The organism is Paenibacillus liaoningensis, from assembly GCF_059609455.1.
Window position 1 is genome coordinate 420,493 of record NZ_JCAALU010000002.1, and the last position, 22,699, is coordinate 443,191.

17 protein-coding genes and 1 pseudogene are annotated in these 22,699 nt (G+C 47.8%); 6 read left to right on the plus strand and 12 right to left on the minus strand.

All coding sequences use genetic code 11. The features are described 5' to 3' along the window. Positions 1–456: 456 nt before the first annotated feature. The 8 genes from AC6B99_RS04530 to AC6B99_RS04565 all read right to left on the minus strand — a co-directional run bounded on the left by AC6B99_RS04530 (position 457) and on the right by AC6B99_RS04565 (position 13,224). Complete coding sequence (locus tag AC6B99_RS04530; RefSeq protein ID WP_056042939.1) at positions 457–1,098, minus strand: nitroreductase family protein; 642 nt, start codon at positions 1,096–1,098, stop codon at positions 457–459. Positions 1,099–2,013: 915 nt separating this feature from the next. Beyond that, entirely contained in the window at positions 2,014–2,847 is an 834-nt protein-coding gene (locus AC6B99_RS04535) for a carbohydrate ABC transporter permease (RefSeq protein ID WP_056042941.1), read from the minus strand. Then, entirely contained in the window at positions 2,837–3,745 is a 909-nt protein-coding gene (locus AC6B99_RS04540) for a carbohydrate ABC transporter permease (RefSeq protein WP_235533329.1), read from the minus strand. The genes AC6B99_RS04535 and AC6B99_RS04540 overlap by 11 nt, the downstream gene beginning before the upstream one ends. A gap of 105 nt (positions 3,746–3,850) precedes the next feature. Beyond that, entirely contained in the window at positions 3,851–5,185 is a 1,335-nt protein-coding gene (locus AC6B99_RS04545) for an extracellular solute-binding protein (RefSeq protein WP_494859238.1), read from the minus strand. 180 nt (positions 5,186–5,365) lie between these two features. Beyond that, positions 5,366–8,866 (minus strand): galactose-binding domain-containing protein, encoded by a 3,501-nt coding sequence (locus AC6B99_RS04550; protein ID WP_496662843.1) that lies wholly within the window; start codon positions 8,864–8,866, stop codon positions 5,366–5,368. A 277-nt stretch (positions 8,867–9,143) separates the two neighbouring features. Then, positions 9,144–9,881 carry a response regulator transcription factor gene (locus AC6B99_RS04555; RefSeq protein ID WP_056042948.1) on the minus strand — a complete coding sequence of 246 codons (738 nt, stop codon included), beginning with the start codon at positions 9,879–9,881 and terminating at the stop codon, positions 9,144–9,146. Further along, on the minus strand, positions 9,869–11,647 hold the full coding sequence (locus AC6B99_RS04560) for a cache domain-containing sensor histidine kinase (protein ID WP_056042951.1): 1,779 nt from the start codon (positions 11,645–11,647) through the stop codon (positions 9,869–9,871). The genes AC6B99_RS04555 and AC6B99_RS04560 overlap by 13 nt, the downstream gene beginning before the upstream one ends. A gap of 191 nt (positions 11,648–11,838) precedes the next feature. After that, positions 11,839–13,224 (minus strand): FAD-dependent oxidoreductase, encoded by a 1,386-nt coding sequence (locus AC6B99_RS04565; RefSeq protein ID WP_056042953.1) that lies wholly within the window; start codon positions 13,222–13,224, stop codon positions 11,839–11,841. A gap of 125 nt (positions 13,225–13,349) precedes the next feature. Between AC6B99_RS04565 and AC6B99_RS04570 the strand changes: the two genes are divergently transcribed. Further along, positions 13,350–14,378, plus strand: a complete 1,029-nt coding sequence (locus AC6B99_RS04570; RefSeq protein ID WP_496662844.1) for a LacI family DNA-binding transcriptional regulator — start codon at positions 13,350–13,352, stop codon at positions 14,376–14,378. Between the two features lie 121 nt (positions 14,379–14,499). Here AC6B99_RS04570 and AC6B99_RS04575 read toward each other — a convergent pair whose 3' ends face one another. Next, complete coding sequence (locus tag AC6B99_RS04575; RefSeq protein WP_056042957.1) at positions 14,500–15,285, minus strand: sugar phosphate isomerase/epimerase family protein; 786 nt, start codon at positions 15,283–15,285, stop codon at positions 14,500–14,502. A 139-nt stretch (positions 15,286–15,424) separates the two neighbouring features. Here AC6B99_RS04575 and AC6B99_RS04580 point away from each other — a divergent pair, with 139 nt between their 5' ends. Next, positions 15,425–16,270 carry a helix-turn-helix domain-containing protein gene (locus AC6B99_RS04580; RefSeq protein ID WP_494880145.1) on the plus strand — a complete coding sequence of 282 codons (846 nt, stop codon included), beginning with the start codon at positions 15,425–15,427 and terminating at the stop codon, positions 16,268–16,270. 37 nt (positions 16,271–16,307) lie between these two features. Here the strand turns inward: AC6B99_RS04580 and AC6B99_RS04585 are convergent, their stop codons facing one another. Then, a complete protein-coding gene (locus AC6B99_RS04585; RefSeq protein WP_496662845.1) occupies positions 16,308–17,171 on the minus strand; it encodes a helix-turn-helix domain-containing protein in 864 nt (287 codons plus the stop codon). A 140-nt stretch (positions 17,172–17,311) separates the two neighbouring features. On the opposite strand from AC6B99_RS04585, the gene AC6B99_RS04590 reads away from it, so the two are divergent. Next, positions 17,312–18,427, plus strand: coding sequence for a glycoside hydrolase family 88 protein (locus AC6B99_RS04590; protein WP_494859229.1), 1,116 nt, complete (start codon positions 17,312–17,314; stop codon positions 18,425–18,427). 228 nt (positions 18,428–18,655) lie between these two features. Here AC6B99_RS04590 and AC6B99_RS04595 read toward each other — a convergent pair whose 3' ends face one another. Beyond that, the gene (locus AC6B99_RS04595) at positions 18,656–19,282 is read right to left on the minus strand and encodes an SGNH/GDSL hydrolase family protein (RefSeq protein ID WP_056042967.1); all 627 of its coding nucleotides are present in this window, start codon (positions 19,280–19,282) and stop codon (positions 18,656–18,658) included. Between the two features lie 530 nt (positions 19,283–19,812). Beyond that, positions 19,813–20,505: a DsbA family protein gene (locus AC6B99_RS04600; protein WP_496662846.1), complete on the minus strand. Its 693-nt coding sequence runs from the start codon at positions 20,503–20,505 to the stop codon at positions 19,813–19,815. 270 nt (positions 20,506–20,775) lie between these two features. Between AC6B99_RS04600 and AC6B99_RS04605 the strand changes: the two genes are divergently transcribed. From AC6B99_RS04605 to AC6B99_RS04615, 3 genes and pseudogenes are all read left to right on the plus strand, one after another. Further along, positions 20,776–21,693 carry a helix-turn-helix transcriptional regulator gene (locus AC6B99_RS04605; RefSeq protein WP_496662847.1) on the plus strand — a complete coding sequence of 306 codons (918 nt, stop codon included), beginning with the start codon at positions 20,776–20,778 and terminating at the stop codon, positions 21,691–21,693. 174 nt (positions 21,694–21,867) lie between these two features. Beyond that, positions 21,868–21,990 (plus strand): annotated as a pseudogene (locus tag AC6B99_RS04610) (DinB family protein); the annotation flags it as partial. A 453-nt stretch (positions 21,991–22,443) separates the two neighbouring features. Further along, positions 22,444–22,605 (plus strand): DUF1761 family protein, encoded by a 162-nt coding sequence (locus AC6B99_RS04615; RefSeq protein WP_496662848.1) that lies wholly within the window; start codon positions 22,444–22,446, stop codon positions 22,603–22,605. The last annotated feature ends 94 nt before the right edge of the window (positions 22,606–22,699 follow it).

The following is a 22,699-nucleotide window of genomic DNA, read 5'->3' on the forward strand; positions in this document are numbered from 1 at the left end:
GGTTAAGGCACAAGTGGCGGACTCAGGAGCCGCTATTGTGATGCAAATGACCATTTTGACGGGATAATGACGGTGATAGCGGCTTTCCTGTCCGCTTACGGCCTGAAACAGGGTCAAAAGCCAGAATAGCGGAAACTCAGTCCGCCAAAAAAGTGTGAGCGTTCCCAAGCTGCTGCGCGGTCTAATCAAGGGTGATTTAAACAAAAGTGTTCTCAGTAACAGTGGTATTAGCAACGGTGTTCTTAGCAACGGTGTTCTCAGCAACATTCGCATGCTGCCGTACCCCACCCCTGAAACTGAATCGCAAAATGAGATTGGCCTTGAATAAACGCTAAGCATGGTACAGCAGAATAGCTCTGGTCTGCATACCCACCTAGTATAACTGCACGCAAAAAAGCTGCATCCTTAGTGGAGGCAGCTTTTTCGCATGAACAGGAAGGGTTGAGATTATTGATTTCAGTGAGTATCAGGAGAATGAAAAGCATTCATATTCACATATTGATTAACGGGCTTGCGGTAGCCGCGCGGGCGCTCTTTGTTCGGATCGCTTTTGCCCAGTGTTATGAGCATAACCGGCACATAACGCTCGGGGATTTCAAACAGCTCCTGCACTTTATCCGCGTCAAAACCAATCATCGGGCATGTATCCCAGCCCTGGTCTTTGGCAATCAGCATCAGCTGCATCGCAGACAGGCTCGCATTGCGAATCGCATCGTCCCGCTGGAACAGCTCGCCGCGCGATTCGTAAAACTGAATCACATTTTCATTTTCCTGATCATAATCAAGCTTGCTCATCATGCCCAGCGCGAGCATCCCTGCGTTCAGCTCTCCAACATTAAGGTGCGCCTTCGTATCACCAAGCACGATGATGGCCGCAGAAGCATTTTTTACTTTATATTGTTTGGAAGCTTCATAGATTTTTTCTTTGCTTTCCTCGGATGTCGCCACGATGTAGTGGCTGTGCTGCAAATTAAAGGCCGAAGGAACGAAGCGGTTTAGTGAAAAAAGCTGCTGAAGCTCCTCCTCCGATATCGCTACATTTTCCACAAAATTCACTGCCGAACGACGTTTTTCGATAATCGTTTTAAGTTCTCCCATGTTCAAACGCTCCCTTTGAAAATCATTTTTATGTAAAGCGGCCTACAAGCTTTCTTCTATGTTTGTAATTATAATATATTTGCTTTATTTTTGTAAGTGGTTTACGAAAAAAATTTTCGTTATGCACACAAAATAAATTCAACTACTTTCATGATAAAATAATGCCTGATAAGGAAGTGTCCCATTAGTAAAAAAGATGTGTTCTGATTCAAAATTCGTTGTCTGCTATTGGTACTCATGGAGTCGTGATGACAATGATGATGGGATATTTCGCTGCGAACAACGCTATCTAGCATTTTAGTCTTACTCAAGTGCTTGATTACAACATTGTTAAAGAGCGCGGTATCACCTTCGGAAAAAAGGGAAACCGCTTTATCGTTCATTCCCGGAAAAACTTCATTAGTAAATACAATTAATTCATTACCCGCATAGTATTATCGATATCCGATGTCATGGTCGACTTTAAGTAAGCCGATTTGATCATAATGTCGGTCGGAGTGTTGCAATCGTTATATGACCCAACTTAGCCATCTCGCCAATCGAATAGTATCGTTTCATTAGGTGTACTCCACCTAGTTGACTCTAATGTAACATGGGGGTTTATAGTCGAAATTTCAAAACTGTCTATTCATTATGCTGTGCCTGATGTCATCGCATCCTTAGCTATGAGCATGTACGGGATATTAATTATAACGCTGTATTGATCGGTATGACACGGGGATTGTGTTTCGTCATCAATTAAGGGGAGAATCAACTTGCTAGAATTAAAGAACTTATCATCTTGAGGATCAGAGTTGTGTTAACCGTAGGCATTTTATGTGCAAAATACAAACGTCAGTCCATTATTAGGCTGACGTTCGCATGTGAAAATTACTGCATGTATATTAGGTATCAGTCCTTTTTGGAGAAAACGCATTATTTCAAGCCCGTATTGGCAATGCCTTCAATAAACTTGTTTTGAGCCAGGAAGAAAACGAGCAGAATCGGGACTGTTGCTATGGTCGAAGCGGCAAGCAGCAGCGGCCAGTCCACTCCGGCATCCGTAGTCAGCATGGATAAGCCGATCGGCAGCGTGAACAATTCCTTCGTATTTAAATAAATAAGCGGTTCAAAAAACTCGTTCCAGCTATTCATAAATGTAAAGATGCTTACGGTTGCCAATGCGGGTGTGGCGATCGGGAGCATAATCGACCTGAACGTGCGCCACGGCGAACACCCATCCATTTTGGCTGCTTCATCCAGTTCAATAGGAACAGTAATTAGAAACTGACGTACGAGAAATACTCCGAACATCCCTCCCGATCCAAGCATTGGCGGAAAAATCAGAGGAATATGCGTATCGATGAATCCGAGGTTTGACATCCAGCTGAATAAAGGAATGGCCGTAACTTCGGTGGGAATCATCATCCCGCTGAGCAGGAACAGAAAGATCGCGTTTTTGAATGGAAAGTGCAATCTGGCAAACGCATAGCCTGCCAATGCGGACAATAAACAAGTGCCTGCCGTGACGAGCACCGCGATATACATACTATTAAAAAAGTAGAGATGAAACGGCATCTCCGTAAACACGCGAATATAATTGATCCACTCCCAAGCTGCGGGTATCCACTGGGGGGGAAATAGAAACACCTCTGATTCCGTCTTCAAGGATGTGCTGACCATCCAAAAAAAAGGGAACAACACGATGAGGGATACGATTGTTAGAACCAGATAGGATGCAAGGTTGGATGTTATCTTTTTATTGTTCATAATGTACCCATCTCTTTCTTAGTTTCCACTGTATCAAAGTCAGAATCAGGATAATGCTGAACAAAATAAATGCCAGTGCCGATGCATAACCGAATTCGTAGGCGCGGAACGCTTGTTTGAAAATGTAGAAGACCATCACGTACGTGCTTGTTCCCGGACCTCCGCCTGTCATCACATAGATTTGTCCGAACACTTTAAGAGAACCGATAACGGTAATTATCGTTACCATGAATACGGCTGGCGTAATCATTGGCAGTGTAATGGATTTAAAGGTTTCCCAGCGCGAAGCGCCGTCAATTTTGGAAGCCTCGTAATAATCCTTTGGCACATCGTGCAAAGCGGCCAGGAAGATGACCATGTTCATGCCCACACCTTTAAGCGCACTGACCACTATAACGGTAGGCATCGTCCAAGTTTCCGAGAAAAGCCAGGGAATCTCCGTTCCGCCAAACGTTCGGATCAGCAGATTGACTAAGCCGCCGTCCGTAGAGAAAATAAACTTCCATACGATCCCCCAAACCACGAGGGAAACGACTACCGGCGTAAAGATCGCAGTCCGAAACAAGCCAATGCCCCATATTTTCCGTTTCAACAGCATGGCCAGCAAAAGCGATAATACAATGTTCAGTGGGACCAAACCCGCAGAGAAATATATAGTATTAACGACCGTATCCCAAAAGACGGGATCATCGCGCATGGCGTAAATATAGTTATCCAAACCAATATACGCCTTATTCCCAAATAACGACCAATTCGTAAAGCTCATCACGAAAGCGTAAACGATCGGGCCAAACAGGAAGATTAAATATCCCGCCACAATAGGCAGTATAAACAAATATCCCGCCCACATTTCTTTTGATTTCATAGTTGCTAAACCTGCTGGCTTACCTCCGGCCATTTGCGCCTACCTCCTGTTGTGAATATGACGAAACCCTCTCTTTAATATACGAGATCGCCCTATTGTTCATATGGCGATCTCGCAATACTCCACCGTTCAGGAGGGTTACTTCAATAGAGGATTAATGCTGTCTTCCATAATTTTCAACGCTTGCTCGGTTGTCTTGGAACCGAGCAAAATCGCGTCCAGGTTTAATGTCACCTGCTCGTCAATCTTGACCCAGTTCGGATGGGAAGGCCGGATTTCACCTTCGGCCAACCGATCGTATGCAGCCACTTTCATCGTTTCAACAGTCGGGAACGAGAACTTGTTAAGATACTCATCGGAGTAAAGGACAGACTTTCTCTGCGGCACAAAAAACTGGGCTACTTTTGCTGCATTTTCCTTATTACTAATAAATTTTAAATATTCCAATGCTTCTTCCGGATACTCTGCATCTTTGAAGATCGAATAGCCTCCAAAGCCGATAGGCACCGTGACGCCATGGTCGCCTTTCGGAAGCGGAGCAATATCCCACTCGAAATCGACTTTGTCACGGTAAGCGCTTGTACGGGTAACGTTCTCAAACGCCATACCAAGCTTACCTGTATCGAAAGTTAACTGCTCGCCGATGCTTGGATGCGCTTTCTTATCGATCAGCCCTTTAAAGAGATTGATCGCTTTGGCCGTCTCCGGCGTGTTCATAGCGAATTGCGTTGTGTCTTCGTTGAAGATTTCGCCGCCCATCGCCCAAATCAATGGAATCAGATTATCGGACCAGTTGGAGGAACTTTGTATGAACTTCACGCCGTATACCCCTTCTTGCGGTTTGGATATCGCTTCGGACGCTTTGACCATCTCATCGTAAGTCCAGTTGCCCTCTTCATAAAGCTGCATTGGCGACTTCAATCCATTCGCTTCAAACAGCTTTTTATTGTAGAAAACGACCTGAGGCGGCGTAGAAAATGGAATGCCGTAGAGCTTGCCCTCCTTTTCAAATGCAGTGAGCGTGGATGGCAGTATATCATCGAACGCATAAGCCGCATCCTCTTTCACGGACGAAATATCCAGCAGCTGGCCCCCATTCATAAATTGCGGAATCATGCGCTCTGAGATCCATACGATATCAGGCGAAGTTTTGGTCGCTGCCATGATCGCCAGTTTCTGCTGGTAGTCCGCCCACGGAATCACGGTAGTTTTGACTGTCACATTCGGATGGAGCTTATTGTATTCCTCAGCAAGCTCGTCATACAATGCCACCTGGGCATCGCTGCCCCAAACGGACATCTCAAGCTCCACAGGATCTTTTGATTCAGCAGCCACTTCCGCACTCGGCGTATTGTTCGCATTTTCCTTGTTTGCCTTTGCGGCGCCATTATTGTTCTTTCCATTTACTCCGCATGCGCTCAGCAAGCCGAGCAGCAAAATAACAGACAGCAAGACTAACCCGTATTTCTTCATCTTTATGCCCCTCTCAATGTTTGTAATCGCTTTCTATTACTAGTATAGATTTGATGGCTCCCAGAAAAAATAACACGAAATCGAGAAAAACTATGTAAATTCGAGTACTTTAATAGAATCAGGTATATAACAGAAATTCGGCCTAAGCCCGCGTGACAAGGACTTAGGCCGAGATGGTCCCTAATCGTTGACGAAGCCGACAAACACCTCATTGATTCTGGCCATCATATCATTCGAATTGCCATTGCCCCATGACGGACGGACAAAATGGAAGCGCACGGCAGTCGTCACGATGGGATTTTCCAAATTCAACATCGTATACTGACCCCAAAAAGCGTCCTGATCATTATCTCGGACTTCGGCTATCGTCTTCCATTCTCCGTCTTCCAAGAACTGCAGATCAAAATCTCTGACATGCCAGTTGGCCGAGCCTATAACCGGCACATGTCCGCTCCACAGCTTCACTTGGTTGATCGTTTGCTCCGTTGTCCAGTCCAGCATCAGATAAGGCGCTTGGGAGCCGTTTGATATCCAGCGGGTTTCCAAGCTTCCGTCAAGTACTCTATCTTTTGTATTTGTACCCAACGTGGAGTCGACCGACAACTGCGCAGTAATCGCTAGATTATTGGTTACATTAAGAACGAACGTTCCAGTGCGAGCAACGCCATCCAAGACGACAGCTGCCTGCAATGTAGCTTCTCCAGCTTGAAGCGCGGTAACCACGCCCGTATGATCAACAGTCACTAGATCCGGCGTCAGACTTATGAAAGATATGTCCGCATTTTCCAACGAAGCCTCCGATCCTGTATTGTATGTGCCGGTCACATGCAGTTGGGTAGTCATGCCCGGCACCAGCTGCGAACGATCCGCCTTTACCGCTACGGCCGCAAGTTCGACGGGAGGGTAAGTTTCAACCCGCAGGTAAGGCCTATAGCTGGAGTCGGTTCCATTATATAGCTGCGTCAAGTAACCGATTTGATCGGCATCCTGGGCAAAAGCAAGCGATATCGTCCGATCTCCATCCAGCCGTTCTTGCAAGAGCACAGTCGCATCGAATACATACCAGACATTCTCGCCGTTATTATTCAGCTGCACAGTCGAGAGCTTCTCGCCCAGCTCTGGCGGAGACTGGTACGAATTCCATTGCATTGTATCGCTGTCCCAGTCATTGCTGTCCACTGCATAGAGAGAAGTTGCAGCTCCCGTCTCTCCAGCAGGGCTCTCCAGCGCCTGTCCATAAACATAGAGCCAGGCGGTAGCCAGCTTGCCTTCAATGGGATTCAGATCGAATTGCAGATAGCTCCTCGCCGATTCGCTATCTTCTCCACCCTTAATCTGTAAGAGATCCGTAACCGGGGCGTTCTGAGCATTTTTCTGTACACTTGCCGCCTTGGTTGCCGACAGCAGCTCGGAAACCGCCACTTGATTCTCATAATCCGTCCCATTATTTCCGCTGATCTCATTGCCAAAGAGACGAATATTCGTACCGTGCGAGATCATAACGCCATTCGTATTCCCCGTAACATGATTGTCCTGAATGACAATATTCTCGGGTATTCCTGCGCCATTCCCGGCGTTGGTCGGATCGCCATCGTCTTTCATGGCAATTATGCCCCAGAAGTCGGGAGCCGTATTGTTCACGATCTGATTGCCCTTCACTATCGTTCCGGGCGCATTTTTCAGACGTATTCCCTGGCTCCCCGCGTTCGTAAATCCGGTAATGGTATTATTCTCGATAATAGTATCCGGAGATCCCAAATACACCTGTACCCCATACCGTTTCACATTCTCGATTAAATTGTTATGAATATAATTGCCAGGTCCCGCGGCATCATGTGTAGCGCCCGGATTGCCAACGCCGACAGCCGCTTCGCCGCCGCCAACGATATGGTTGCCGCTTACTTCATTCATATACTCGTCTTCTCCATGGAAATCAATAGCGTCTAATGCCGAGTTCAAGTAGTAGTTGTTTTCAATGAGATTGTTATGCGTGTAAGAATGCGCCATCGTTCCGTGACGCAGATAGGGACCGATAAACTCGTTGTTGCGAACGACATTGAAACGAGAATCGTCCTCTCTGCCGAGCCGACTTTCCTTGGACTTGCCTTCGATGGACACGCCATATCCATTTCCGCCCTCGGCTAAGTTCGTCGCGTTGCGAAAAAGCGAATTTTCCACAATGACATCATGACTGTTCGTAATGACAACGCCGATCCGTTGAAACTTCTCGATCGTCAGATTGTCCAGCGTAATGTTATATGACGGTTTGCCGGAAGCGGCGGTAATCATGATCACCTGCTTAGGTCCGCCCCGATCCGGATTCGCAACCGACGTATTCGTTGAATAATTCAAGTCCCAGCTGGATGTAACTGTCATGTTGCTGATCTTAATATTGTTTTGTCCAGCCATGCGAAATACGATGCCTTCAACCGTAGCATATTCTTCCTGTTCATTAGCATGGTCGGAGACCAGCAGAACGCCATCCTGACTCTCGCCGCGCATCTGCACGCCGGATTTCATAATGAAATGGGTAACTCCGTCCATATCTGTGCTCGTTAATTGATAGTGTCCGTTCGGAAGATAAACTTCGTCCCCAAGCGTCGCTGCAGCCAGTGCAGCCCGGATAGCTTGAGCGTCATCAATTCCGTTGTCGGCAGGATCGGCGCCGAAGTCCAAGACATTATACGTAGAACCAGTCACTGCCTGAGCCTCATGCGGCACATGCGGTGTGCCATCCGCATAATAGAGACCAGCTTTTGTCGGAATTGGGGAATCCGGATCCGGTCCTGTTGGTGGAATCTCCACATCCCTTAATATAACCCCGTCCACATGGGGAGGGTAAACCTGAATTTCCGTTATGCTTGTCCATTCGCTTGCTCCGCGCCCGACAACCCGTACATAACGGGCAGTGGAGGCTTCAAAACCAAAGGCTTCAACCTGCGTCGTCGTGCCGCTGCTGTCGCCGCTGTATAAGCGGGTCCAGTTGGTCTGGTCGTTCGAAACCTCAATATCAATGGTCTTACGGCGATTGTCTCCCCGGTAGAAAGCAACTCCCAGATAAGAAACCAGCTGTTCCGAGCCCAGATCCAGTTCGATCCATTGCCCGTCATCATACGCCGACCACCTTGTCTGAATATCGCCGTCAATGGCATACTCCGGAATATTGGAATCGCTGCCGCTGGCCCGATAACCCGCGACCGTCAGCGGGGTTGCTGAAGCACCACTAAGTGCCGTTGTGGATACGATCACCTCATTGCTCGGCACAGAGGTCAACTCAGTCGTCGTATGCGCTCTTATGGTAAAGGCGTATTCGGTGCTAGGCTCCAGATTGAACACAAGCGCGCTATATAGACCGCCATTCGCATCATAGGTGGAAAAACTTACGGAAACCGCAGGACTGTCGCCGTTGTAGATCACATATTGGCTAACATCAGAGCTTGGCAACGGATTCCACTGCAGCTTGACAGTTGTGCTCGTCGTCTCCATGACGTGAACAGCGAATGGCGGTTCCGCCTCAACATTGTAATCGTCCGGAGCGACGTTCTCGAAATCCTCGAATACGATCCGGTTAGCAGACTCCGCTTCGGCTTCGGCCTGCACACGGCTCGAGCCCATTAAACCCGTGAACAGCATACTTAGGATTAATAATAACGCTGTAGATCTTTTTGTACGAATAGTCATTATCCACCACATCCTTTCTTTCATGTCATTTCATTTGCTCTTCTCTTGCAGTCTCACTGTAAGCGCTTCCAATAAAACCCAGACCAGATTTCCTCTTACACCTCCCGAATATCCGAATGCAATCATTCTGTCGCAATACATGAAGTCTCTGCACCAATTGGAAGCGCTTAATAACAAGTATACAAGTCAGCCTGTCAGTGAAAAACAACGCAATTTCGAGAAAAGCTACGATATTTATAGCATCTGTTTTGTTTTGTGCTCAATGATCTAACCGGCCTTAGTTCAGCGGCCTTTTTCTATATTCGGTAGGCTTCGCTCCGCAATGCTGCCGAAACACGGCCATAAAGTGATTGGCGCTGGCATAGCCGCAAAGGTTTGCGACCTCGTATATTTTCAGATGTGTATGGGTCAGCAGCTCCTTGGCTTTACTCATCCGGCAGGCCGTCACATAATCAGAATAGTTTTGCCCGGTTTTCACTTTAAACAATGTGGATAAATATTGGTGATTCAAATGCACCTGCTCCGCGATGAATGGAAGTGAAACATCCTGATCCAGACAAGAGGCGACCAGTTCCTTCACTCTTCGAATCGTCAGATCTTCATGGGCTGCTTCGGCGTTAGGCATCTCTACCGCCCGCTCGCGGTCCAGCCGCGCTTTCAAATTCAATAGAAAATAGGAAAGCTCAATCCGGTCCACCGGCTTCAGGATGTAATCCGACGCATTGTGACGCATCGCCGCCTTGGCATAAGTAAAATCTTCATGCCCGCTGATGATTAATACAGGAAGGTTGGGATACCCCCCCCGGACATGCCGCAATAACTCGATTCCGTTCATCTGGGGCATACGGATATCCGTGATCAGCAAATCCACCGACTGCATTCTGAGAAGCTCCAGCGCAGCGAAACCGTGCTCCGCTTCTGCGGTTACCCTGTAACTGCCGATCACTTCCTCTATCATTATCTTTAACCCTTCTTGAATTTTCTTCTCGTCTTCTACCAGCATCACATTGTACATTCTAATTCCCCCCAACGTAATGGCAGCCGGATTCTCCATAGTGTTCCGGAAGCCTCATCGCTCTCCACGCTTAAGCCGTATTCCACGCCATAAAGCAGTTGAATGCGATGGTGAATATTTTTGATGGCATAGCCTTTAAGTGTGTCTCCAAACTTTGGACGGCTGCCGTCCCGCTCCGGCTTGCACAACATCTGCTCGCGAACCTCCAATAAACGTTGCGTCGGCATCCCCACCCCATTATCCTGTACAGTCAGGAGCAAATCCTGATCCAGCACGGATGCCCTGATCGTTATCGTTAATCCTCTATTCCCCATTCCGTGCTCCAATGCATTCTCAACCAGCGGCTGAAGCAGCAGCTTTGGTACAAGACAAGATTCGAAGGACGGATCCACATACATTTCCGAACACAGCTTCTCGCCATGTCTGGATAACTGAATTTGCAAATAGGCGTGAACGAACCGTATCTCCTCCTTCAATTGCACCGGCCGTTCCTGCTTGTCAACCGTGTATCTCAGCATTTTCCCCAAGCTGGCAACAATGTCGCTGATTTCGAGATTTCTCTCCTTCAGCGCCTGCATGCTTACCAATTCCAACGTGTTGTACAGAAAATGCGGATTAATCTGGCTTTGCAGAGCCGACAGCTCGGCTTCGCGTTCGCGCAGCTTCGTTTCATATACTTCCTTGACCAGCCGCTCCACTTCCGTCACCATCAGATTAAAACCCTGGGCCAATTGCCCAATTTCATCGCGATTCATCAAGCTCAAATCTGCCCGTTCGCTGAAAGCCCCGTCCTTTACCCGCCGCATGCGCGATTGAAGATAACGAATCGGCCTGACCAGCCGCTCTGACGTAAAGATCGCAAGCAAATAGGCAATGATAAGCGATATTACTGAAATGAGGATCGTAAATCCGACGATTTCCTTGCCTCCCCGTTGCAAATCGGCCATCGGGATAAGTCCGTGAATATTCACTTTCGTTGATTTGGAGTGCATGGTTGTGTACATATAAGTCTGGTCATTCCAATCTATCGTTCCGTCCCCCGGACCGGTATCCGGGAAATTAACCAGTCCATCCGGAAATAACAGCTCGCCGTTATCCTTTGTCAAGTAAAACTGGCTGTTGTCGCTGAGCCATACTTCTGACAATAACGCTTCGAGCTCTTTCATGTTAAAATCAATTTTGACGACCCCGATGCTTTGGCCCGTTGCAGGGTGATTCAATGCTCTGGCAGCGGAAATTACCCGCTCCGATCGTTTGTAATAAGTCGTCTCGTGAGGTTCGATGATGACAAGCCTTCCTTCAGCATCCAACACCTCCTGCATCCAGCCATTTCCTTTCTCGTTCCAATAACGCTGTGTCAGTTTTTCTTGAACGCTGTACATAATACCGTCGCGGGTAAAAAAAATCATTCGTTCAATTCCAGGCTGATCCAATGTGAGCGAAGCTGCTACTCTTGCCATTTTGGTAATTTCCGCCGACGGAATAAGCTTCTCCTCGCCTGGTTCTTCATAACTGTGCTTCTCCAAAATACGCAGCACATCTTCGTTATACAAGGGAGCCACCGTTATTCTGTCCGCACCTTTTATCGTATTTTCCAAATTAATTTTCACTTGATTCATAATTTGCATGGAGTACGCTCTGGAGTTTTTTTCGGTTTCCTCCGCAAAGTTATTGTAAGTGCTAATTCCGCTAATCAGGAATGGAATGGTGATGAGCAGAACGAACATGGTTATAAATTTGGCTCGTATCGAAATATACCGCTTCATTTCACCGACTCCTCCTGACAGATTATAAGCGCAAACATATACTATCACACGGTAAAAAAAAAGGCCGCTCATCCGGTAGAATGTTTGTTTTCCAACAAACTTCCGATACGAGGCGACCTTATGAAAAAGTCTACCATGTTCCATTTATTTCTTCAATTGAATTTGGCCGTTATCTCGCTGGCGGATGCGAGCTATACAGTCTGCCCACTGCGCAGCAGCGCGCCATTTTGAATTAGACGCTCCTGCAGCTGTCCAATGTCGATTTTTCCCGGTGATATACCCTGCTCCCATCCAATTGCTGCCGCCGTACCGGCAGCCTGTCCCGTCGCCATGCAGCTAGGTGTCAGACGCGTCGTTGCCAGCGCCTCATGCGTCGTCGAAATGCAGCGGCCTGCCACGAGCAGATTGTCAATCCGCTTTGGCAGCAAACAGCGGTAAGGAATATCGTATGCCCCGTCTCCCTTGACCCATGCGGCCTGTACGCCCTTGCCGGACGGATCGTGAATGTCGATGGGATAGCCGCTTCGTGCAATGCAATCATCAAACGCGCGTCCATCTACAACATCCTGTACTTGGAGTGAATAGCAGCCGTCTATTCTGCGGCTCTCTCGAATGCCGATTTGCGCTCCGACCGAAGAGATGGAAGCGTTCTCGAAGCCTGGCAAGCAGCGGGTCATGAAATCCGCGACCATGCGCACCTGCTTCCTGCCCTGCACCTCTCCTTCCGTCAAATCCTCCAATTCAGTTCCATCCAGCCCTTGAACACGAGTCGTATTGACAAGCACTTCGTCCGGTCCCGGACCTGTGAAGAAAAGGACCTGGTCTCTGTTAATGGGCAGGTCAGCCTCCTTCCAATGCTTGAAGTAACCCAATACGCCGGTCAATGGCAGTTCCTCCAGCTCATCGAAAGGCGTCTTCTTGTAAAACTCGTCCGGATGGTCGATCATATACCGTTTAACTCTCGCCAGGTCAACGCCTCTCATTCGGAACTTCATCGTCATCGGCTGCGTCAAATTGTCGCTGTCGCGTCCCTGCAAGCACGGCGCACCTGACAGATAGGCAAGATCGGCATCCCCTGTCGCATCGATGAACTGCGATGCCGAAATTTCGTACTTCCCGGACTTGGTAGCCAATCGTACCGTTTCAATGAGGCCGTCCCTGGTCTGCACTTCGTCCATGAAGCTGTGCAGCAGCACCTTCACACCCGCCTCGCGCAGCATATCAATGATTAACACCTTATACACTTCAGGATCATAAGGGGTGATCGTCTTTACAAAGCCTACCGTATCGCGAACATGACCGGGCGAAGCCCCCTCGACCATCAAGCGGTCTACAATTTCCTGCGCCGTTCCGGCAATGACCTGCTTGCCATCCATCGTGTGAAAGGTCATCCATGGATAGACCAAAGCTGTAGTCGACATGCCCCCAAGAAAACCGTATCGTTCAACTAGAAGTGTTCGCGCCCCGCTCCTTCCAGCTGCCAGCGCCGCATTAATCCCCGCCGGCCCTCCGCCGCATACCACAATATCCGTCTCTATTTTTCTCACACTTAACCCCTCCTCTGAAAGTATTTTCATTATAGGAGTCGGGGGACTTCTAAAGTAGTTCAACTTTAGTTTAAAATAGAGCTGTCAAGCGTTAGCGTGGACAATGGCTTTACGATCGCATCCCCTAACCACACGGAGAAAAGAGGAAGGCGGTTTTGAAATTGGGAACTCGTAAATCGATTACTCTGCACGATCTTTCCAAAGAACTTGGTATTTCGATTCAGACCATATCCAAAGCGCTGAGCGGACGAGCCGGCATGTCAGAGGAAACGCGAAGCCGCATTATCCGAACAGCCTTCGTACGCGGCTATTTGACTGTATCTCAGGCACGTGCGATGGTCAGCCGCGGCATCACGCCCTATCCAACCTTCCAATTTCGATTTGTATTGATACAGTCTCGGCAATCTATGAATTACAACGTATTGTTGACAGAGGGGATAAGAGAGAGGCTCGATCAATTGGAGCATCGACTGGAAAGCTATGTGCTGGATGAGGATGTGCCGGATCACGCATTCTCGGACTGGATGGAGCAGCGCAATTTGCCGACGGCCGACGGTCTGTTCATCGCACCCCGACTGCTCTCGGACTCCACAGAGCGCATGCTGTTCGAGCTGCCTTTACCCAAGGTGCTGATTAATTATCCGAGACCGCTTTCCCGAATCGACAGCGTAATCTGGGATGTGTTCGAAGCCGTCTGCTTGGCCGTGTACCGGCTCGCGCAGCTTGGCCATACCCGTATTATGTACGTAGGAGATATTCACAGCCAGCGAGGGTATACAAGAAGATGGCAGGCGTTTGAGGAAATGATGGGTGAGCTTCAGTTGGATCATGACGCAGAACTGCATATAACGGACGTTTGGGACGAGTGCATGCTGATTGACAAGCTGCGCAGCAGCCAACCAACATCAATCATTGCCGCCATCGATGAAGATATCGTAAGGCTGTACGACAGTCTTACCTCCCTCGGCTATCGCATCCCGGAGGATATCTCCCTAGTCGGCTTGGCCAATGGACCGGTGGCGGCGCTGCCGCATTTAAGCCGCCCCCAGCTTCTGATCAGGGAGACCGGATATAAAGCGGCTGAGAAAATGCTGTGGCGCCTCGCCAACCAGGGCGAGCCCTATGAGCATATCCGCATTGCCGGCCCTTTCCACAACGGGCAAACCATCCGGCGCTTCAGCTGAGAAGCGCCGGATGGTTTGATGTTCGGAAGAACTGAGCTCTCTCTACAAAAAAAGCAAGCAAAGCTGTTCCGGTTGTTCGATTCGCAGCTCACTGAGGTTCGCCTTTTCGGCAGTCGCGTTCTCAGTCTTCACCGAACTGATTCGGTTGCAAATTGGACATTAATTGATATAGATTGCTAAAGCTAGTTTGCACGCAGCCCATCGGTGTTGTTCTGCAAACATCCTGTTCTACTACGTACCACTCGACTCCGTTCTCCTCTCCCCAGCGAATAATCGGTTCAAATTCAATCAATCCTGTACCGATTTCCGCAAATGCCTGCTCACCGTCTGCGGTCATATCCTTCATATGGACAATCGGCATCCTGCCCGCATATGGTTTGAAGAATGATGCTGGCTCAAAACCGCACTTTTGAAGCCAATATACATCCAACTCTGCGAGGATTTCATTGTCTACAGCAGCCTCAAGTAAGTATGAAAGCGCGTCCTGCCCCTCTATCACCGTTTCAAATTCAAAAGCATGATTGTGATAGCTAATTCGGAAGCCTTCGCCCTTCAAATGCTTCGCAATACCATTCAAATCTTTCTTCAGTTGTTTGTATCCGCCTTCATTTCGCAGCTCAGCGGGAATACTTGGGCAAATAATATCCCGCGTGCCGAACAGCCTGGCGTCCGAGACCACTTTGCCTGTGTTCGTAACAATGTCATGGAAACCAACATGCATGCCCGCGGTCTTCAATCCAACTTCGTCCAAAACCGCTTTGAGTTCCTGCGGGTCATAGCCTTGAAAGCCCGCAAACTGTACACCGCCATAGCCAATTTTACTTATTTTACGAAGAACTCCAGGGAAATCCACATGGCATTCCTCGCGAAGCGTATACAATTGAACCGCAATCTTATCTTTTAACAAACTACCATCTCCTTTACTTAATTAATCCCCAGTATAGTGACAATTGATTTAGATGTGAATATCCGATTCTCTGCTTGTTGACTTATTTTGCAACATTTATGATAGTAGTAATAATTTACTCACTTGGAGGTGGCAGCAAATGATAGATTCATCGTGGATCGATTGCCTGTTGACCGGTTATTCTCATCATACATCACCATTCACCGGCTCCTTGCAAAAGGGCACAGCTGACAATCGCTTGCTCCTGCGGTTCCAGGTAAAAGGAACATGCCGTGTCGAGATTAACGATGAGACATATGTTGTGCAGCCCGGCGATCTGATCATCCGCAAGCCAGGGGAATACTACCGGCTAGTGGTTGAGGCCGATAAAGACGCTGACGCCTCTCAGCCAATTGAGAGCGCCGATTACTACTTAACCTGCAGCCAAGCATGGGTTCAGCAGTGGTGCAGCCGGAACGATTTTCCAAGCAAGGTTCATCTGGATACGGCAGAAGACTTCTTGGCATTGTGGAGAAAACTGATCTATGAGAAGCGGAATATTCATGGGGATAATGCGGAAATGTTAGACGCTTTAATCAAAGTTTTATGTCTAACTATCGAGAGATATGTAATACGGAAGCAGACGGCGACGGCCTCCAGGCCGGAGCTCAACATTCCTTACAAAATGAAGCAGTATTTGGAGAAGCATGCTACCGAGCCGCTGACGCTGACCCATATCGCAGAACGTTACGGCATCAGCGTATCGACAGCCTCCCACTTGTTCAAGCAAGCGTTCGGGCAATCTCCAATGCGTTATGTCATTGAGATCAGGCTGTCTATTGCCTCAGAGAGAATTCTATACAGTGACATGAAACTGGAAGATATCGCAGAAGCCTCCGGGTTTCGCAGCTATCCTTATTTCTGCCGCGCCTTCCGGGCTCATTTTCACGCCAGTCCCAGCAAATACCGTGTTCGGAATCAGCTTCACAAGGCAGAGAATCCTTAATTGGAACGAAGCAGCTATATATTGCCGCTGCTCCCCGCTACAGCCTCAGGCGGTATTGATGCGGAGACAAGCCCATAATCCGTTTGAACAGGCTAATAAAATAAGAGGTGCTCGTAAACCCTACCTGCTCGCCGATCACTTCTACGGATTTGTTCGTCGTTTGAAGCAGACTGCAAGCCTGCTGCATTCTGCGGGCTGTCAAATAGCCCGTAATATTGCTACCCGTCTCTTGCCGAAACAGCCGGGACAAATAAGATTTTGACATGTGGAGCTCGTCCGCAAGCAGCTCCAGCTGAAAGGGCTCCCCGTAATGATTTTCAATCCATGCCATAACACGTTCCGATTGGCGAATCGGCTTCATATGTTCCTCCTGCCTGGGCCCCGGAATAACCTTTCGTATAATTAACGACAGCACCTTCAACAAATAGAGCGCGCTCTGCTCATCCTTGCTGCTGGCGGAGGAAGCGAGCTGGCTATTCTGGAATGCGGAGCAAGCGGCATTCAACTCTTCATTGCAATCGATCATATCTATGCCCTGCAAAGCGATAAGCCCTTGAATCATTCGTTTATAGACGTCATAAAGAGCCGGAAACGGCTTTAAGTAGCCCTTCATAAATACAGGGTCGAAATGAAAAACGCTGCGTTCATACGGCCGGCTTTCATCCACTTCCGCATAGACATTATGCAGCTGATAGGGTTGAAAATAAAACAGCATGCCCGGCTTAAGCTCGTACGTCTTCTGATTGACGGTAACCGAGCCGTGTCCCTGATGCACAGCCAACACCTCGAAGCCCCGATGCCAATGATAATACCCTTCGAAATCTTGCTGCGACCAGTTGCGGTATGACCAAAGAAAAGATAGTCCCCCGTAGTCCATTTCCTGAAACAGCGTCCCCTTCATTGACTGCACCCCTTCATTTCAACAAGTCAACAGAACAACATTTTTAACCATTGTAGCGTAACTTTGTCCATTTGTCAGAGACTATAATGATAGCAAGCAGCTTAACCACAATAATGGGTAACGAGGGGGCTTACTACTAAATGAATCAGGCATACAAAGAGAAAACATTGGCGCAATTAACCGAAAAGGTAGAGCGCATGATAAACCAAATTGGAGATAAAACGCCTCATGTGGCAAAAGCCAACGGCATCTATGACAGCACAGACGATAATTGGTGGACGTCCGGCTTCTGGCCCGGCCTGCTTTGGGTTATGCATGATGCAACAGGGAAAGAGTCATTCAAGGCAGCCGCTTGGGAATGGGACGCTAAGCTGGAGCGCTGCTTCTGCGAGCATCCCGTACAATTGCATCACGATGTCGGCTTTCAGTTTCTGCCGACTGCTGTCATTAAATACGAATTAACGGGCAATCAGGAAGGTCTGCGAAACGGCTTGGAGGCGGCAAACTTCCTCGCGGGCCGCTTCAACGTGAATGGAGAGTTTATTCGTGCGTGGAATGAGCAAGAGGCGCTCGGCTGGGCCATTGTTGATTGCATGATGAATATCCCCCTGTTGTTCTGGGCAAGCCGCATGACCGGCGACCCGCGTTACAAGCATATCGCGATACGTCACGCGGACACCTTCCTCCGTTACGCCATTCGCGAGGACGGCTCGGTATGTCATATTTTATCTTTTGATCCGGAGACGGGCGCGTTTATAGAACCGCTGGGCGGTCAAGGCTTTTCCGGCTCCTCAGCGTGGAGCCGAGGCAATGCCTGGGCCCTTTATGGCCTCGCGATTGCTTACCGATGCACCGGACTTGAGCGTTATTTGCACGCGGCGAAGCGGGTAGCGCATTACTTTGTCGCTGCCCTGCCGGAAGACTATGTGCCGTATTGGGATTTCCGCGTAGAAAACATAGAAAACGAGCCGCGCGATACTTCCGCTGCCGCCATCGCAGCATCAGGTCTGCTCGAACTTGCTGAGCTGGTTCCATCCGCGGAACGCAGGATCTATAACGCGGCTGCCGAGAAAATCCTGTATTCACTTAGCGAGAATTATGCGACCTGGGACAATCCGGACCATGAAGCGATTCTTCTCCAAGGCACCGGGCATAAGCCTCAGAACGCCAACATCAATGTATCGCTTATATACGGAGACTACTACTTCGTGGAGGCCTTCGCCAAGCTTAACGGCTGGAGCCATCGGATCTTTTAGCCTGCCTCATGTCGTTTATTGTAGAGACATTTTTTGATCTTTGCACTATGGAATACGAATCATAAGAAAATATAGCCTCCATCACAACTCTCACTGAGGTTTTGGAGGCTTCCTCATTACATATTTGTATCTGTCCCTTTCTGTTACTATCTATGACCCAACTATTTTTTCTCCCCTTGTATTCTTGAATCCAGACAACGCCGCGTAGGTTCTGAGATTTTAGTGATTTTAGAGTCGCGCCAAAAAGCTGCTTGCCATCGAGGCAATACGCGCATGGCCCTGTTCATTAGGGTGCAAACGATCTGAAGTGAGAACGGAAAGTGTGAAGCGGTTGAACCCACTCTCGGCATATAAGTTCAGCACAGGCAAAGCATATTCAAGGCCTATTTCCTGAATGACCTCGACATAATCAATCAGTCGATGGCCAGCCTGGTTGATGGAGTGTATGTCAAAGCCGTCCTTATCACGCTGCAGAGGCGTCCATAAGCTCAGACGGCATGCGGGATTTTTCGCAAGAATATCCTCGACTAATTCGATATATGCCCCATAGAACGTATGAATATTTCGATCTTCCTTCCGTCCTATAGGTTTGTCCAATCGAAAATCATTGGTACCCGCAAAGATAGTGACACAATCATAACCAAGCTCCATCTTGCGTCCTATATGCACGGTTGCACCATAATCCTTGTCACCGCCTGCAGTAAGCGGGCATCCGTTTTGTCCTGCATTCGTAATAACGGAGAAGCCTAATGCCGCACCTACCAAGGGTTGATAGCCATTAGCTGCTGTAATACTATCACCCAGTGCACACCAGCTTTTTCCATACCATCGTCGTTCATCTTTTATAAGCTCCATTTTCTTCTTTCCCCCTAATAATCCGTTTTCTCTATTATAAAATGTAGCCATCGATGATAAAGTTTAATTTTAGTTTAAACAATAATGAGTACATGATACGATAGGTGTATACATCCCGAAAAATAGAGGTACATTTCCCTGCCCATTCGTAAGCCGGTTAAATAAAATCAGATTCGCAGCCTGAGAGCGGCACGTATCATCTCCTATCCGATTGAACGCAAGCGATTCATACTTGTAAAAACCCAACAATCAGTTAAGCTGATTCACTATGCCCCTACAGCTATCATCTGCGGAGTCAGTGGAGCTGCAAAAATTAGAACAAGCTTAAGCACTTTTTCTGCTTAAGCTTAATAATAAATCAGGTAAATGAGCTACTTAAATAGTGCATCCTTACAACCGACACACAGCACTCCACATGTAAGGAGTGCGTGAATGGAACCAAGCCTTCACCAATCCATATTTCCATGCATCATTGTCGCATATCGTATAGCTCTCGACTAGTTCCCCATATCCCCCGAAAGCAACTAATCTTATTCCGTTGCCGCCTCGCTCAACTCCTGTTCAATCACAGCCTGGATGGCCTCGTAATCGAACGGATTCCCTATTCTCTTGTTGTTAATCATAATGGTCGGAGTCTGCAAAATATTAAAATCCTTCACGAGCTGCTGATCTTGATCGACCCGTACCTGTATTTCTTCCGAGCTCAGCAGGGCTTTGAACTGGTCCTTGTCCAAGTCCGGAACGGACGCCTCTGCTACCTGCATCAGCTTCTCTACTGTAACCCAAAGTCCGTCATGGTCTGCATCCGGCTGCTCCGCAAACAAAGCTTCATGGAAATGCCAGAAATCGTCCGGATTCGATTCAAGCACCGCTTCCCCAGCCAAAGCGCCTAATGCTGATTCTGCCCCATGAAATAGAACATTCACATACGAGAACGAGGCTTGTTTCGTATCTACATAATCTTTCTTTAATTGCGGCCAAATCTGCGAGCTCCATGCCTTGCAGGACGGGCACTTGTAATCTCCGAACTCTACGATAGAAACCTTGGCGGCCTTATCCCCCCATGTAGGCTGGCTGGAAATGGGCGGAGCCTCTGCTGTTTCCTGCTCGATGCCCGTCCGGCTTTTGGAAATCTCGTTAATGGCGAACAGCGCAATAAAAACAACGACAATGACTAAGGTGTACCAAACTAATGTCCTTGATTTCATATTTTTCTTCTTCATCCTGCTTCTGCCCCCTGTACTATTCATAAAATTGCAGCGCTTCGTACAAAAGCTTTTACATCCAATTTAAAGAAGAAATCTCAATTCACCTTAACATATGAGCAATTATTCATCAATCGTCTAACCATATAGAAATCTTGAAAAAACTTCACTACCTGTTGTTAGGGCTACTTCTTAAATAGCAGTATGCCATTCCCTCAACGATCATGAAAACACCTATGATATAATAACGAACATGAGTATGAAATGAATTAACAGGCGGGGATGCAAATGAAATTGGAGCGATTGATCTCCATAATCTACAAGCTGCTGAATAACAAAGTTTTGTCTGCCTCGATGCTGGCTGAAGAGTTTCAAGTTTCCCAAAGAACCATCTATCGGGATATCGATGTGATTTGTGCTGCGGGGTTCCCGGTCGTATCCTATCAGGGAATGCATGGCGGATATGGCATAATGGATGGTTACAAAATGGATAAAAGCTTGCTCGGTTCTTACGATGTCGATTCGCTGATCACCGTGCTCAGCAGCCTCGCCACCGTGTTTGACGATGAGCGTGCGCAGGGAACCATTGAACGGCTGCAAACAATCGGGCCCGAGCATCAGACCCCGAGCCTATCTGTCGATCTTGAAACGCGCCGGACGGAACCTGACGCACTTCGCCATTTGCGCACAGGCATTACGAAGCGAAAAAGCGTCCGCTTTGACTATATCAATGCAAATAATGAACGTACGACCCGGGATATGGAGCCGATGTGGCTGCATTTCAAATATAGCAATTGGTACGTTTATGGATTCTGCCGAACACGGCGGGATTATCGGGAGTTTCGACTATCCCGGATGATGAATTTATTTTTGACCGAGGAAAGCTTTCAGCCACATCAAGTGGCACCTAAAGAAGCTGCTATCTCAACTAAAGAATGGCACGATCAGCTGCAAGATGTGGTAATTCGAGTGGGGCCGGAGGCTTTGGCCGAAGTGATGGATCAATTTCACCAGGCTGATAAACAATTTCACGCCGATGGAAGCATGACGATGCGAATTCCTGTTTATAAGCCATTAGAAGCCCGTTGGCTTTGGTCGATTCTGCTGGGTTTTGGGAGTGGCGCAGAAGTCCTTGAGCCCTATGCACTGCGAGGGATTTTAAAAATACAGCTGCAAAAAACACTCCAACTGTATGAAGAAGTATGACGAACTATTGTCATACTTCTTTTTTTATTATAACAACAGAAACAAAATCAAAATTTAGGAGAAGCCGAAAGGAGGCGTTATGAATGTCAAAACATCCGGTACAAATGTTTGAATATCACACATGGCCAATCAAACTATTTTCGGGAGAATCAAGGAACTCCCATATCGCAAATGGTACTGTATAGGATCAACGACGGAACCTACCACATGGGCAATATTTCTACAATGCTGCGTCAGCTCGGCCATGCATTTGCCATGAACGACTACTCCTTTTTTGGTATCAGTAAATATGTATGAAAAATAGAGTTGCTCCGCAGCTCTGGAATATCATTCCTTTTTTTCACGGACTGAGATTCCGCTATTCTGGCTTTTGATCCGATTTCGGGCTGTACGCGGACAGGAAATCCGTTATTACCCTCATTATCCTGTCAAAATGGCTTTTGGCAGCGCATTAGCGGCTCCTGAGTCCGCCACCTGTGCCTTACCCATTGTTATTTTAAAATAGCGTCTGCTGTGTCCGCCAAATCTATCTTTGTGCAGGGATCAAGCCCCTGATACGAAAAATTCCGAAGCCCTAAGCTCGAAGCTGCCTTGCGGTATATAGTGTAGGTTTACATTCATGTGGAGAAGCATTCCCGCCAGTAGCAGGAATACGCGAGAAGCTACAATCGATCAGCAGCTGGCTCGCTTGCTTTTACAAACACGCACCCTTATACAAAAAAAACGATTTTTCGAATAGGAGAAATAATCATGTTCAATGTCTTACAGGAGATTAATTGGATTGCCGTTCTGCTAGCTGCATTAGCAACCTCTATTTTGGGAGGCGTTTGGTTTACTATTATTTTTGGGAAGGCTTATGCTCGAGCATTAGGAAAAGAAGGAACACCCACTGAAATAAAATGTACCCTATAAGATGGACACTTTAAAAAGGTCATCTTGTAGGGTCTTTTTTGTGTACAATAAATAAAAAACGAGCGGTGGTCGAAGCGGATGTCTAAAAAATGCT